A 13,819-nucleotide genomic window follows, 5' to 3' on the forward strand; every position below is an offset into this window, starting at 1 on the left:
CCCTTCCATTCGCCAGCAGAAGTGGCGCGGATGAAAGGTGGGCAAGACTTCGGCGGCTTCAGAGGCTTCAGGTCTGGCGCAAAGTGTAACGAGATGGGAGAAACGTTGTCGCGAAGCGGGCACTTCGCACCGGCAGCTGCCGTTGCACTGCAGCCGCCGGGCGTTGCCATCGACACCCAGAGTTTGATCCGTAGAGAGTGCCCCGAGCGTCGATATTTTTTACATTTAGATTTTCGCGCGCTTTCGTGTGTTCGAAAGATATGTATACAAATCAATTGCTTTCTGAGCCGCGTTCATTTTTGGCGTGAGTTATGCATATCGGGCCTCGAACCGATAGCGGCTCGCAAACTCTGAAAGGTGGACATGAACATGATGATGAAATCGGCGCGACTAATTCCGGCCGCCGCGGCCCTGATGGCGGTAATGGCATTCACAGGACCACAAGCACGTGCCGACGTGATTCCGTTTGCATTTAACGGTGGTGGGTTCAGTGGCAGCGGTTTTCTGACGGTCGCGCCGAATGTGGCGCCGGCGGATCCGAATCCGAACTGTGGAACCGCTGGCAACAATCCCTGCCGCACCGATCCGGCCGGAGCTTACGCGATCACCGCGATCAGCGGGACGTTTTCGAGCTCAGTGAACGGCATCTTCAACGCCGCGATCACCGGACTGGTGCCGATCAGCCCCGCGAACGAGAGGGACGCGACGTTCGACCCGCTGGTTCCTTCCAGCCTCAGCTTCATTGATTACACGGGTGGTGCCCTGACCTACAACAACCTGTTTTTCCCCGATGGGTCGCCGATAGACTGCGACTACCCCTTCAGTGGAACCTTTCTGGACGTCTTCGGCATGGCATTCACGGTCGCCGGGGGGTACACGGTCGACCTGTGGGGCGACGGGGCTGAGCCGGAACTCGGTCTGACGTATGGCGTCGGCGTGACCGATGGGACCAACCGGCTCGCCTATCAGTTTGATGGCGTGAATGCGACGGTTCCTGAGCCGGCCACCCTGGCATTGTTCGGCATCGGCCTGCTGGGCATGATGCTCGCTTCGCGCAAGCGGACGGCCGTCTTGTAGCGCCGCGGCGGGCGCGCGTAGCGCTATCGGATTGATAGCGTTACGTGGACCAGATGCGCGGGCTCCGGGCCGATTTTGCCCATAAATGCGCGCGCCACGCGGCCCAGACCTGACGCAGCAGCCCCATGGCGGGCTCGACCAGCGGTGCCAGTGCCCGCACCACCACCACCCGGCCGTCGGGGCTGGTCGCGCCGGCGCTGCCCTGCAGTTCATGCGCTTCGATCACGGCGCGCGCGGCGTCCAGCGCCTGCTGGCGGCGCTCGCGCCCCAAAGGGCTGCCCGTGACGAAGAAGATCGAGGCCATGCAGCGCTGGCCCGCGAGGCCCAGCGGACTGTCCAGCAGCCGCGCGTCCGTGGCGTCGATGCGTCCGCGCTCCAGCCAGACGCCGGTCAGCTCGATGTGCTGGCAAAAGCTGCCATGCACGAAAGGGCGCTCGGCCTGGGGCAGTCCGAGCGCGCTCACGTCCCAGCCGATCAGTTCGGCCTGCGGCGCCAGCGCCAGGCTCAGGTGATTGGTGGCATGGCAGCCGTCGTAGCAAATGGTTTCCAGCGGCAGCCACTCCATGCGCGCGCCTGCTTCCAGCGCGAGGTGGGTGCGCTGCACGGCCGCCTCGCCCAGGGTTTTGTAGAAGCGCGTGGCCCCGGGCGTCGTGATGAGGCCGTGCGCGCCGGCGCCGACCGTGATGCCGATGTCCAGGGTGTCGCCGCCGACCAGGCCGCCGGGCGGATGCACCAGCACGTTGTGGCAAGTCGCGTCGCCTTCGGGGTACAGGCTCTGCAAAATACGCAGCGGGCCATCGTGCTGAAAGCGGGCTACGCTCCTGCCCGATTCAAGGCGGTAGTCGAGCTGCAGTCGGGCGTGCCAGGGCATGAAGGTAGTTTAAGCGGCCCCTGCGGCATGCCCGCCACGCGCCATGCCTGGGTCAGTTTGTCAGCTCACAAACTGCAGCGCAGCCAGCTTGGCGTAGATGCCGCCCAGCGCCACCAGCGTCTCGTGCGTGCCCTGTTCCACGATGCGGCCGTGGTCGATCACCACGATGCGGCTGGCCTGTTGCACGGTGGCCAGGCGGTGTGCAATCACCAGCGTGGTGCGGCCCTGCATGGCCGACTCCAGCGCCGCCTGCACCATGCGCTCGCTCTCGGCGTCGAGTGCGCTGGTGGCCTCGTCCAGCAACAGCAGCGGCGGGTTCTTCAGCATGGCGCGCGCGATGGCGATGCGCTGGCGCTGGCCGCCGGACAGGCGCACGCCGCGCTCGCCCAGGAAGGTGTCGTAGCCCTCGGGCAGCGCCATGATGAATTCGTGGGCAAAGGCGGCCAGCGCGGCGGCCCGGACCTCGTCATCGCTGGCGTCGGGTTTGCCGTAGCGGATGTTCTCCAGCGCGCTGGTCGAGAAGATCACCGCGTCCTGCGGCACGATGCCGATGCGCTGGCGCAGGTCGTGCAGGGCCATGTCGCGCGTGGCCACGCCGTCGAGCCGAATCGTGCCCGCGAGCGGATCGTAGTAGCGCAGCAGCAGCTGGAACACCGTGCTCTTGCCCGCGCCACTGGGTCCCACCAGCGCCACCGTTTCGCCGGGCGCCACGCTCAGGCTGAAGTCCGTTAACGCAGCCTGCGTCGGGCGCGAGGGGTAGTGGAACGTGATAGCTTCGAAACTGATAGCGCTACCAGAAGACGTGGCAGGGACTTTGACGGGTTTTGAAGGTGAAACAATGGGTGAACGCGTGCCCAGCAACTCCATCAAACGCTCGGTCGCGCCGGCCGCGCGCAGCAGGTCGCCGTAGACCTCGCCCAGCACCGCGAACGCGCTGGCCAGGATGATGACGTAGAGCACCGTCTGGCCCAGATGGCCGGCCGACATGCTGCCCGCCATCACCGCCTGTGTGCCCTGGTACAGGCCCCACAGCAACGCCGCACTGGTGGCAATGATGATGAAGGCGACCAGCACGGCGCGTGCCTTGGAGCGGTGCACCGCGGTGGCGAAGGCGTTCTGGGTCGAGGTGTCGAAGCGCGCCGATTCACGCGCTTCGGCGGTGTAGCTTTGCACCACGGGAATCGCGTTGAGCACTTCGGCGGCGATCGCGCTGGAATCGGCGATGCGGTCCTGGCTGGCGCGCGAGAGCTTGCGCACGCGCCGGCCAAACCACAGGCTGGGCAGCACGATCAGCACCAGGATCACGAACACCATGAACATCACGTAGGGATTGGTCCAGATCAGGATGCCCAGCGCGCCGACGCCCATCACCGTATTGCGCAGCCCCATGCTCAGCGACGAGCCGACCACGGTCTGCACCAGTGTCGTGTCGCCGGTCAGCCGCGACAGCACCTCGCCGGTCTGCGTGGTCTCGAAGAACTCGGGGCTCTGGCGCAGCACGTGGGCATAGACCGCGTTGCGAATGTCGGCGGTGACGCGCTCGCCGAGCCAGCTCACCATGTAAAAGCGCCCGGCGGAAAACAGGCCCAGCGCCACCGCCACGGCAAACAGCGCGAAGAAATGCTCGCGCAAGGCCATTACCTGCGCGCCCTTGTCAGTGCTGACCAGGCCGCCGTCGATCAGGCTGCGCAGCGCCAGCGGAAAGAGCAGGGTGGCCACGGCGGCCATGACCAGGAACATCAGCGCCAGAGCGATGCGGCCGCGATAAGGCCGCAAAAAAGGCAGCAGGCCGGACAGTGAACGGGGCGAGCCCTTGGGGGCGTTGGAGGTGGTGGTAGCCATGGCGACAGTGTAGCCAACAACTTGCCTTTGCAGAAATAGCCTTGACAATAGTTGCTTAGACAATTATTATCTCAAGCATGGATGAAAAACACCTAGCCGCACCGCTCGATGCCAAAGGGGCACCGGTGACCGAGTTCTATCGTGCGGAGAACTACTTTGCCGAGAACAGCATCGGCTACCTGATGCGCAAGACCGTGACCCGGGTGACGCAGGCGGTGGACCGCGAGATGGAGCCCAATGGCTTGACCAATGCGCAGTGGGTTCCGCTGGTCAAGCTGTACGTGGGCGACGCCGACACGGCGGCCGGACTGGCGCGCGAATGCGAACTGGACGCCGGCGCCATGACTCGGCTGCTGGACCGGGTCGAGGCCAAGGGTCTGTGCAGTCGCCAGCGCTCGTCGCAGGACCGCCGCGTCGTCAAACTGCAACTGACCGATGAGGGCCGCGCCGCTGCGCTGAAGATCCCTGAGGTGCTCGCGCGCATCCAGAATGCCTGTCTGGCAGGTTTTACGCATGAAGAATGGCAAGCCCTCAAGGGTTATTTGCGCCGCATCCTGGACAATGCCCAGGCTCTCGCCGCGACTGGAGAATCGAATGAAAAATAACAAGATCCGCGGGACGGCACCCCTGCGTCGGCTCAAGCTCGGCGTCCTCGTGCTGGCGCTCGGCCTGAGTGCCTGTGCCGACATGTCGGGCGTTGCGCCGGCACAGTCCAGCATGCGCGATCCGGCCTCGCTCGGCCTGAGCACCGGCAGCGCTGCGGCGCCGGCCGTGTCCGCACAATGGTGGCTGGAATTCGGTGACGCGCAGCTCGACCAGCTGATCGCGCAGGCGCTCGCCAGCAACCCGAGCCTGAAGCTGGCCCAGGCCCGCCTCGCCCGGGCCCAGGCCATGGCAGGAGTGGCCCGGGCCGCGACGCTGCCGCAAGTAGGTGGCGCAATGGATCTGAACCGGCAGAAGTTCAGTGGCAATTACATCTACCCGCCGCCATTGGGCGGCGCGATCTACAACTCGGGCGACGCGCTGCTGAACGCCAGCTGGGAGCTTGATTTCTTCGGCAAGAACCGCGCCGCCCTTGACGCCGCGATCGGCACGGCCAGGGCGGCCGAGGCCGATGCCCAGGCCGCGCGTGTGCTGCTGGCCAGCCAGGTCACGCGCAGCTATTTCCAGCTGGCGCGCCTGAATGACCAGCTGGCCGTGGGGCGGCGCACGCTGGCCCAGCGCGAAGAAACACTGGCCATCGTGCACGATCGCTTCAGCGCGGGGCTCGATACCAAGCTGGAACTGCGCGAGAGCGAAGGCGGCCTGCCCGACGCGCGCCAGCAGATCGAGGCGCTGCAGGAGCAGGTCGCACTGACCCGCAATGCGCTGGGTGCCCTGGTTGGGCAGCCAAATGCGGCGCAAACCATTACTGCACCTTCGCTTTCAGCTATTAAAGGCATAGCGACCACACCAGTGATCCCGGCCGATCTGCTGGGTCGCCGCGCCGACATTGTGGCGGCCCGCTGGCGCGTCGAAGCGTCCACGAAGGACGTGGCCAGCGCCAAGGCGCAGTTTTATCCGAATATCAACCTGGCGGCCTTTGCCGGCTTCTCCAGTCTCGGCTTCGGGCAACTGTTCAGAAGCGGCAGCGAGCAATGGAACGTCGGTCCGGCGCTGACGCTGCCGATTTTCGAGGGAGGGCGCCTGCGCGCCAACCTGCGCGGTAAAGCCGCGGACCAGGATGCCGCTGTCGAGAGCTACAACGCCGCCGTGATCGACGCCGTGCGCGATGTGGCCGACCAGGTCGCCTCCTCGCAATCCATCGTGCGCCAGCAGAGCGAGCAGCGCGCTGCGCAAGCCGCGGCCGAGAGCGCCTACGAGATCGCCGTGCAGCGCTACAAGGCCGGGCTGGGCAACTACCTCAACGTGTTGACCGCCGAGACCAGTGTGCTCGGCCAGCGCCGCCTCGCCGTGGACCTGAGCGCGCGTGCGCTGGACACGCAGGTGGCGCTGATTCGTGCCCTCGGCGGCGGCTATGAGGCCGGCCCCGTGGCCCAATCCGGTGCCGGCCAGGTGGCTGGCAGCACCACCGCACAAAAATAATTCACTCCCCCGATTCACACCCGCAAATCAAGCATCATGAACGACGCAACGCAAACCCCCGCAGATCAAAGCATTCCCGCCGGCAACCCCAGGCGCAAAAGGGCGCTGATGACGCTGGCGACCGTGGTCGTGCTGGCCGGCCTGGGCTGGGCCGCCTACGAATGGATCGTCGCGAGCCACTTTGAGGACACCGATAACGCCTATGTGCAGGGCAACGTGATCCAGATCACGCCGCAGATCAGCGGCACGGTGATGGCCATCATGGCCGACGACACCGACTTCGTGCGCGCCGGCCAGCCGCTGGTCAAGTTCGATCCTGCGGACGCCAAGGTCGCGCTGGAGCAGGCCGAAGCCAACCTCGGGCAGACCGTGCGCCAAGTGCGCACGCTGTACGCCAACAATGGCACGCTTGCCGCGCAGATCACGCTGCGCGAAGCCGATGTGGTGAAGGCGCAGAGCGACATCAGTCGCGCCAGGGACGACCTGAACCGGCGCCAGTCGCTGGCGGGCAACGGAGCCGTGTCCAAAGAAGAACTTGAGCATGCGCGCACCCAGCTGGCGGTTGCCCAAAGCGCCGAGGCTGCCGCCCAGGCCGGTGTCGTGGCGGCCCGGGAGCAACTCGCCAGCAACCAGTCCATGACCGAAGGCACTAGCGTCGAACAGCACCCGAGCGTGCAGGCGGCCGCGGCCAAGGTGCGCGAGGCCTACCTGGCCATGCAGCGCGCCACCATGCCTGCGCCGGTGGATGGTTACGTGGCGCGGCGTTCGGTGCAACTGGGCCAGCGTGTGGCTGCCGGCACGCCCCTGATGTCCATCGTGCCTTTGAATCAGGTCTGGGTCGATGCCAACTTCAAGGAAGTGCAGCTGCGCAATATCCGTATTGACCAGCCAGTCACCCTGACCGCCGACGTGTATGGCAGCAAGGTCGAATACAAGGGACACGTGGTGGGGCTCGGTGCCGGAACCGGTGCCGCCTTCGCCTTGCTGCCGGCGCAAAACGCCACCGGCAACTGGATCAAGGTGGTGCAGCGCGTGCCGGTGCGCATCGCGCTCGATCCCCAGCAGCTGGCAGCGCATCCGCTGCGAGTGGGGCTGTCGATGGATGCCACGGTGGACGTGACGCACAAGGGCGGCAAGACCCTGGCCGACGCGCCGAGCGCCACTGCGGCGACGCAGACGCAGGTCTATGCGGCGCTGGACGAAGGTGCCAACGCCGAGGTGCGCCGCGTGATCGCCGCCAACTCGGGTGCCGCCAAAGCGGCGCCGGCCGCGGCGGCCGGGAAGTCACCGGCGGTGGGTGCGGGCAAAGAACTGGCAGCGTCGCGAGCGGTCGCCCCGGCCGCGGCCACCGTGCTGAATTGACCGTGTAGACGACGTTCAAACCGGCTCGCGCTGGGCCGTTTCCACTCCGGTCCTGGCGCAGCGTTTCCTCCCTTCATCGCGTTTCCTTCAAGGCACTCCCGTCATGGCCTCCACCCCCAACTTTATCGAGCAACCGCCGCTGGAAGGCTCGATGCGCATGTGGGGCACGCTGGCAGTTTCAGCGGCCACCTTCATGAACGTGCTCGACTCGTCGATCGCCAACGTCTCGCTGCCCGCCATCGCGGGCGATCTCGGCGTGAGTGCGAACCAGGGGACCTGGGTCATCACGAGTTTTGCGGTGGCCAATGCCATTTCCGTGCCGCTCACGGGCTGGCTGTCGCAGCGCTTTGGCCAGGTGCGGGTGTTTGTCACGAGTGTGCTGCTGTTCGTGTTGAGTTCGTGGCTGTGCGGCCTGGCCCCCAACATGACGGTATTGATTGCCTTTCGCGTGCTGCAGGGTTTTGTCGCGGGTCCGATGATTCCGCTGTCGCAGTCACTGCTGCTGGCGAGTTATCCAAAGGCGCTCGCGGGGCTGGCCATGGCCATGTGGTCCATGACGGTGCTGATCGCGCCGGTGGTGGGGCCTTTGCTGGGCGGCTGGATCACCGACAACATTTCGTGGCCCTGGATTTTCTACATCAATATACCGGTCGGCATCATGGCTGCCATTGCCATCTGGAGCATTTTCCACAAGCGCGAAAACGTGACCCAGAAGCTGCCGATCGATACGGTCGGGTTGATCGCGCTCGTGATCTGGGTCGGCGCCCTGCAAATCATGCTCGACAACGGCAAGGATCTCGACTGGTTTCATTCGAACGTCATCATCACACTGGCGGTGACGGCCGTACTGGGTTTTGTTTTCTTCCTGATCTGGGAGCTGACCGAAAAGCATCCCGTGGTGGACCTGTCGCTTTTCATGGGGCGCAATTTCTGGGCCGGAACGGTGGCGATTTCCGTCGGCTATGGCGTCTTCTTTGGCAACGTGGTGCTGCTGCCGCTGTGGCTGCAGCAATATATGGGCTACACCGCAACCGAGGCGGGTATGGTGCTTGCGCCAGTCGGCATCTTTGCGCTGATCCTGTCGCCCATCGTAGGCAAGGGCCTGGGCCGATTCGATGCGCGCCCCTTCGCGACATTTTCGTTTCTGGTTTTTGCGCTGGTGCTGTGGATGCGCTCGCTCTTTAACACCCAGGCCGATTTCGGCACCATCATGGTGCCCACCATCATCCAGGGCGTTGCTATGGCATTTTTCTTCATTCCGCTCACGACCGTCACGCTATCGGGCCTGCCGCAGCAACGCATTCCGGCCGCTACGGGGTTGTTCAATTTCGTGCGCATCACGGCGGGCGGCTTCGGCACCTCGATCACAACCACGCTGTGGGAAAACCGCGCCGCCATGCACCATGCGCACCTGGCCGAGGCAGTGAACAACGGGAGCCAGGCCGCGAGAAACACACTGGCGGGTCTGGAGGCTGCCGGTATGAGCCCCGCGCAGGCGCTGGCGCAGATCAACCGGCTGGTGGACCAGCAGTCCTTCATGCTGGCGGCGAATGACCTGTTCTACGTCTCTGCGGTGATTTTTGTGGTGCTGATCCCGCTGATCTGGCTGACGCATCCGAAGCACGGGACCGGTGGCGCCAGTGCGGCGGCCGGCGCCCACTGACCGGGCGCGGCCGGCAGCGAGATCACGCCACGTCGGTGTCGGTGGCCTGAGCGGTCGTTGCAGCGCCGGGCGCGCCGGCGCCAGGCCGGCGCCGGCGCTCGAAGTAGGCCAGGGCTTCACCCACAATGCCGCGCCGGAATGCCAGCACGCAGACCACGAAAATCACGCCGATGATCACGGTGACCCAGGCGCCCACCTTGTCGGCCAGCTGGTCCTGCAGCGAACTCACGATGCCGGCGCCCAGGGCGGGTCCGAAGAAGGTGCCCACGCCCCCCACCAGGGTCATCAGGATCACCTCGCCCGACATCGACCAGTGCACGTCCGTCAGCGAGGCAAAACCCATCACCAGCGTCTTGAGCGAGCCGGCCAGCCCGGCCAGCGCGGCCGACAGCACAAAAGCCAATAGCTTGTAGCGGTCCACCTGGTAGCCCAGCGAGATGGCGCGCGGTTCGTTCTCGCGGATCATTTTGAGCACCTGGCCGTAAGGCGAATGAACAATGCGCGAGATCACCAGAAAGGCCAGCACAAAGACCACGACCACGAAGTAGTACATGGTGGTGTCGGAATCCAGTCGCAGCAGTCCGAACAGCGCGCCGCGTGGCACGCCCTGCAAACCATCCTCACCCCCCGTGAACGGGGCTTGCAGGCAGACGAAAAACACCATCTGTGCCATGGCCAGCGTGATCATGGCGAAGTAGATGCCCTGGCGCCGGATCGCCACCAGGCCGATGGCCAGGCCGATCAGCGCCGCCACCACCACACCGGCGAGCAGGCCCAGCTCGGGCGACCAGTGCTGCGCCTTGATGAACCAGCCGCAGACGTAGGCGGCTCCACCAAAAAAGGCGGCGTGCCCGAACGAGAGCAGACCGGTGAAGCCCAGCAACAGATTCAGGGCACAGGCAAACAGCGCGAAGCACAGCAGCTTCATCACAAACACCGGGTACAAGCCGAGCAGGGGTGCGACGAGCAGCAGTACCAGCATGCCGATGTAGGCGATGCGGGTCAGTCTGGCGGCTCGGGTCATGCGGGTCGGGGTCATGGCTCAGGCCTCCTTGCCGAACAGGCCGGCTGGGCGCAGCACCAGCACGATCACCATCACGACGAACACGATGACATTCGATGCCTCGGGGTAGAACACGCGTGTGAATCCTTCAATCACGCCCAACCCCAAGCCGCTGATGATGGACCCCAGGATCGAGCCCATGCCGCCAATCACCACCACGGCAAACACCACGATGATCAGGTTCGAGCCCATCAGCGGGGTGACCTGGATGATGGGCGACGCCAGCACACCGGCCAGTGCGGCCAATGCCGAGCCACCGCCAAAGGTCAGCAGCACCATCAGCGGCACATTCACACCAAAGGCCTGCACCAGCGGCGCGTTTTCCGTGCCGGCGCGCAGGTAGGCGCCGAGCCGCGTGCGCTCGATCAGGAACCAGGTGCCCAGGCAAACCACCAGCGACGCCAGCACCACCCACGCGCGATAGTTGGGCAGCACCATGAAGCCGAGGTTGGTGGCCCCCGCCAGTGCATCGGGAACCGGGTAGGACTCGCCCGATACACCGAACTGGTAGCGGAAGATGCCTTCCATGATCTGTGCCAGGCCAAACGTCAGTAGCAGGCCGTACAGCGGGTCGAGCTTGTACAGGTGCCGCAGGAAAAGCCGTTCAATCACGATGCCGAGTATTCCCACGGCCAACGGGGCGAGCACCAGCGCAAACCAGTAGTTGACGCCGAACGAGTTGAGCAGGATCCAGCCCGCGTAGGCGCCCACCATATAGAGCGCGCCGTGGGCAAAGTTGATGATGCCGAGCAGGCCGAAGATGACGGCCAGCCCCAGGCTGAGCATGGCATAGAACGCGCCATTGACCAGCCCCAGCAACAGCTGGCCGAGGAAGGCTTGCAGGGGAATGCCGAAAATTTCCATGAATACCCGTCAAATGACCATGAGCCCAACACGCTGCCGGCCATCCCATTGATGGCCGGCAGAAAGGAGCTTTGATTTGTGTTTTACTTCTTCAGCAGTGAGCACTTGGACTCGGCCACGGTCGTGAATGCCTGGTCTCCGGGAACCGTGGCGACCAGCTTGTAGTAGTCCCAGGGTGTCGTGGATTCCTTGGCGGTCTTCACCTGGAACAGGTACATGTCGTGGATCATGCGGCCGTCGGCGCGGATATGGCCCTTGTTGTAGAAGTCGTCGATCTTCATGCTCTTGAGCGTGGCCATCACCTTGTCGCCTTCGGTGGTGCCGGCCTTCTGCACCGCCTTCAGCCAGGTCGTCGTCACCGAATAGTCGGCGGCCTGCAGGCTGCTGGGCATGCGTTTGTATTTGTCGAAGAAGCGGTGCGCAAACTTGCGTGAGGCGTCGTCCTGGTTCCAGTACCAGCTGTCGGCCAGTTGCAGGCCGGCCGTCGCGTTCAGGCCCAGACTGTGCACGTCGTTGATGAACACCAGCAGGCCGGCGATTTTCATGGTCTTGTCAATGCCGAATTCCTTGGCTGCCTTCATGGCGTTGATGAAGTCGCCGCCGGCGTTGGCCATCGCCAGAATCTGTGCCTTGGAAGACTGTGCCTGCAACAGGAAGGATGAGAAATCGGACGCACCCAGCGGCGCCAGCACCGAGCCCGCCACCGTGCCGCCGTTGGCCTTGATCACGGTCGTCGCATCGGCCTGCAGCGATTTGCCGAAGGCGTAGTCAGCCGTCAGGAAAAACCAGTTCTTGTAGCCCTGCTTGACCAGCGCGGAGCCCGCGACCTTGGCCAGCGCCACGGTGTCGTAGGCGTAATGGACGGTGTAGGGCGTGCAATCCTCGTTGGTCAGGCGCGCAGAGCCGGGGCCGATGGCGAGGAGCGGGATTTTTTTCTCGGCGGCGACCTTGGCCATGGCCAGGTTCACGCCCGAATTGGTGCCGCCCACCAGCATCGCCAGATGATCCTTGTCGGCCCACTCGCGCGCCGTAGAGCTGCCGATGTCCGGCTTGTTCTGATGGTCCGCCGACAATACTTCGATTGGGCGGCCCAGCACCTTGCCGCCAAAGTCCTGCACGGCCCACTTGACCATTTCGACACCCGCGGGACCGTCGATGTCGGCATAGATGCCGGACATGTCCGTGATCATGCCGATCTTGATCGGACCGGTGCCCTGCGCCTGCACGGCCATGCTGCCGAGCCCGATGGCGATCGCTGCGACGAGAGTTTTAAGTTTCATGGTTGACTCCTGGTTGACGTGGAAATAAAACGCGAAATTGAGGCGATTCAGCAGGGCGCCTAGACCCCGAGGTACTCCTGCAGCATCCCCATGTTCTGCTCGAGTTCGGCCTGCTTGAACTGGCGCACGATGCGCCCGTGTTCCATGATGTAGAAGCGGTCGGCCAGCGGCGCCGCGAAGCGAAAATTCTGCTCGACCAGCACGATGGTGTAGCCCTTGGCCTTGAGGGTCAGAATCATCTCGGCGAGCTTTTGCACGATGACCGGAGCCAGGCCTTCCGAGATCTCGTCCAGCAGCAGCAGGCGTGCACCGGTGCGCAGAATTCGCGCTACCGCCAGCATTTGCTGTTCGCCGCCCGACAGACGGGTTCCGGGGCTATTGGCACGTTCCTTCAGGTTCGGAAACATCGCGTAGATTTCGTCCACGCTCATGCCGCCGGGGGCCACCGCGGGCGGCAGCATCAGGTTTTCTTCGGCGGACAGGCTGGCGAAGATGCCGCGCTCTTCCGGGCAATAGCCGACACCCAGCCGGGCAATGCGGTGCGGCGCCAGCTTGATGGTTTCCTGTCCGGCCACCTGGATGGAGCCGGTGCGCGAGCCCGTGAGGCCGACGATGGCGCGCATCGTGGTGGTGCGCCCCGCGCCATTGCGCCCGAGCAGCGTCACGACTTCGCCCTGGCTCACCGCGAGGTCCACGCCGTGCAGGATGTGCGATTCGCCATACCAGGCGTTCAGGCCCGCGATGCGCAGCAGCTCGGTGGTCATTGAGTAACCTCCATGCTGCGCATTGCGGTGCGGGCTTGCTTGGGGCGGCCCGGCGCGGCGCTCATGCGTGCGCTCCCTGCAGGGCCGTGTCGGTGGTGCCCATGTAGGCCTCGATCACCAGCGGATTTTTCGATACCTCGGCATACGGGCCGTCGGCAATGATGGCGCCGCGTTGCAGCACCGTGATGCGGTTCGCTATCGACGACACCACGTTCATGTTGTGCTCGACCATCAGAATGGTGCGTCCGGCGGACACTTTCTTGATCAGTTGCGTCACCCGGTCGACGTCTTCGTGGCCCATGCCCTGGGTGGGCTCGTCCAGCAGCATGAGTTCGGGCTCCAGTGCCAGCGTGGTGGCCAGCTCCAGGGCGCGCTTGCGCCCATAGGGGAGCTCCACCGTCATGGTGTCGGCGAAGCTCTCCAGGTCGACCTCGGCCAGCAGCTGGCGTGCCCGCTCATGCAGCGGGAACAGGGTTTTCTCGGCCTTCCAGAAATGGAACGAAGTGCCCAGGCTGCGCTGCAATGCCGCGCGTACGTTCTCCAGCACCGTCATGTGCGGAAACACCGCCGAGATCTGGAACGAGCGCACGATGCCGCGGCGTGCCGTTTGTGCGGGCTGCTCGGCAGTGATGTCGATGTCGTTGTAGACGATGCGGCCCGAGGTGGGGTTGAGAAACTTGGTCAGCAGGTTGAAGAAAGTGGTCTTGCCGGCGCCGTTCGGACCGATCAGCGCGTGGATATGACCGCGCTGCACCTTGAGATCGACGTCGCTGACGGCAACGAAGCCCTTGAATTCCTTGGTCAACCCCTGTGTCTCGAGAATGAACTCCGCTGACAAATAATTCTCCGGCTGCTCTGCAATGATGGGGAGTGGGCATACAGCTGCGTAAGCGCCACCTTGACAAGACTTGCAATCCTAGTGACCTGTGGTGCGCTGCGGAATAGGGT

The 13,819-nt window shown here is 64.4% G+C and carries 12 protein-coding genes; 5 read left to right on the forward strand and 7 right to left on the reverse strand.

All coding sequences use genetic code 11. From position 1 onward, the window contains the following. The first annotated feature begins 363 nt into the window (after positions 1-363). Positions 364-1,077, forward strand: coding sequence for a PEP-CTERM sorting domain-containing protein (locus B0E49_RS06755; RefSeq protein ID WP_077561421.1), 714 nt, complete (start codon positions 364-366; stop codon positions 1,075-1,077). A gap of 40 nt (positions 1,078-1,117) precedes the next feature. Here the strand turns inward: B0E49_RS06755 and B0E49_RS06760 are convergent, their stop codons facing one another. Beyond that, positions 1,118-1,948: an urease accessory protein UreD gene (locus B0E49_RS06760; RefSeq protein ID WP_077561422.1), complete on the reverse strand. Its 831-nt coding sequence runs from the start codon at positions 1,946-1,948 to the stop codon at positions 1,118-1,120. 60 nt (positions 1,949-2,008) lie between these two features. Further along, positions 2,009-3,790, reverse strand: a complete 1,782-nt coding sequence (locus tag B0E49_RS06765) for an ABC transporter transmembrane domain-containing protein (protein WP_077561423.1) — start codon at positions 3,788-3,790, stop codon at positions 2,009-2,011. A 77-nt stretch (positions 3,791-3,867) separates the two neighbouring features. Between B0E49_RS06765 and B0E49_RS06770 the strand changes: the two genes are divergently transcribed. From B0E49_RS06770 to B0E49_RS06785, 4 genes are all read left to right on the forward strand, one after another. Beyond that, positions 3,868-4,395 (forward strand): MarR family winged helix-turn-helix transcriptional regulator, encoded by a 528-nt coding sequence (locus tag B0E49_RS06770; protein ID WP_077561424.1) that lies wholly within the window; start codon positions 3,868-3,870, stop codon positions 4,393-4,395. After that, complete coding sequence (locus B0E49_RS06775; RefSeq protein WP_077561425.1) at positions 4,385-5,875, forward strand: efflux transporter outer membrane subunit; 1,491 nt, start codon at positions 4,385-4,387, stop codon at positions 5,873-5,875. The genes B0E49_RS06770 and B0E49_RS06775 overlap by 11 nt, the downstream gene beginning before the upstream one ends. 36 nt (positions 5,876-5,911) lie before the next feature. Next, positions 5,912-7,237, forward strand: a complete 1,326-nt coding sequence (locus B0E49_RS06780; RefSeq protein WP_144264470.1) for an HlyD family secretion protein — start codon at positions 5,912-5,914, stop codon at positions 7,235-7,237. A 103-nt stretch (positions 7,238-7,340) separates the two neighbouring features. Then, a complete protein-coding gene (locus B0E49_RS06785) occupies positions 7,341-8,900 on the forward strand; it encodes a DHA2 family efflux MFS transporter permease subunit (protein WP_077561427.1) in 1,560 nt (519 codons plus the stop codon). A gap of 22 nt (positions 8,901-8,922) precedes the next feature. Here the strand turns inward: B0E49_RS06785 and B0E49_RS06790 are convergent, their stop codons facing one another. From B0E49_RS06790 to B0E49_RS06810, 5 genes are all read right to left on the reverse strand, one after another. Next, positions 8,923-9,939 carry a branched-chain amino acid ABC transporter permease gene (locus B0E49_RS06790; protein ID WP_286137854.1) on the reverse strand — a complete coding sequence of 339 codons (1,017 nt, stop codon included), beginning with the start codon at positions 9,937-9,939 and terminating at the stop codon, positions 8,923-8,925. A gap of 3 nt (positions 9,940-9,942) precedes the next feature. Then, entirely contained in the window at positions 9,943-10,827 is an 885-nt protein-coding gene (locus tag B0E49_RS06795; protein WP_077561428.1) for a branched-chain amino acid ABC transporter permease, read from the reverse strand. An 83-nt stretch (positions 10,828-10,910) separates the two neighbouring features. Next, a complete protein-coding gene (locus B0E49_RS06800) occupies positions 10,911-12,107 on the reverse strand; it encodes an ABC transporter substrate-binding protein (RefSeq protein WP_077561429.1) in 1,197 nt (398 codons plus the stop codon). Positions 12,108-12,166: 59 nt separating this feature from the next. Beyond that, complete coding sequence (locus B0E49_RS06805) at positions 12,167-12,871, reverse strand: ABC transporter ATP-binding protein (protein WP_077561430.1); 705 nt, start codon at positions 12,869-12,871, stop codon at positions 12,167-12,169. Positions 12,872-12,932: 61 nt separating this feature from the next. Continuing rightward, positions 12,933-13,709 (reverse strand): ABC transporter ATP-binding protein, encoded by a 777-nt coding sequence (locus B0E49_RS06810; protein ID WP_077561431.1) that lies wholly within the window; start codon positions 13,707-13,709, stop codon positions 12,933-12,935. Between the last annotated feature and the right edge of the window lie 110 nt (positions 13,710-13,819).

Origin of the sequence: Polaromonas sp. C04 (assembly GCF_002002705.1) — a bacterium.
GTDB lineage: Bacteria > Pseudomonadota > Gammaproteobacteria > Burkholderiales > Burkholderiaceae_C > Rhodoferax_A.

Bases quoted from the DNA above. Each gene is read 5' to 3' on its own strand.
- B0E49_RS06755 (WP_077561421.1), top strand. From the start codon at position 364: ATGAACATGATGATGAAATCGGCGCGACTAATTCCGGCCGCCGCGGCC.
- B0E49_RS06760 (WP_077561422.1), bottom strand. From the start codon at position 1,948: ATGCCCTGGCACGCCCGACTGCAGCTCGACTACCGCCTTGAATCGGGC.
- B0E49_RS06765 (WP_077561423.1), bottom strand. From the start codon at position 3,790: ATGGCTACCACCACCTCCAACGCCCCCAAGGGCTCGCCCCGTTCACTG.
- B0E49_RS06770 (WP_077561424.1), top strand. From the start codon at position 3,868: ATGGATGAAAAACACCTAGCCGCACCGCTCGATGCCAAAGGGGCACCG.
- B0E49_RS06775 (WP_077561425.1), top strand. From the start codon at position 4,385: ATGAAAAATAACAAGATCCGCGGGACGGCACCCCTGCGTCGGCTCAAG.
- B0E49_RS06780 (WP_144264470.1), top strand. From the start codon at position 5,912: ATGAACGACGCAACGCAAACCCCCGCAGATCAAAGCATTCCCGCCGGC.
- B0E49_RS06785 (WP_077561427.1), top strand. From the start codon at position 7,341: ATGGCCTCCACCCCCAACTTTATCGAGCAACCGCCGCTGGAAGGCTCG.
- B0E49_RS06790 (WP_286137854.1), bottom strand. From the start codon at position 9,939: ATGACCCCGACCCGCATGACCCGAGCCGCCAGACTGACCCGCATCGCC.
- B0E49_RS06795 (WP_077561428.1), bottom strand. From the start codon at position 10,827: ATGGAAATTTTCGGCATTCCCCTGCAAGCCTTCCTCGGCCAGCTGTTG.
- B0E49_RS06800 (WP_077561429.1), bottom strand. From the start codon at position 12,107: ATGAAACTTAAAACTCTCGTCGCAGCGATCGCCATCGGGCTCGGCAGC.
- B0E49_RS06805 (WP_077561430.1), bottom strand. From the start codon at position 12,871: ATGACCACCGAGCTGCTGCGCATCGCGGGCCTGAACGCCTGGTATGGC.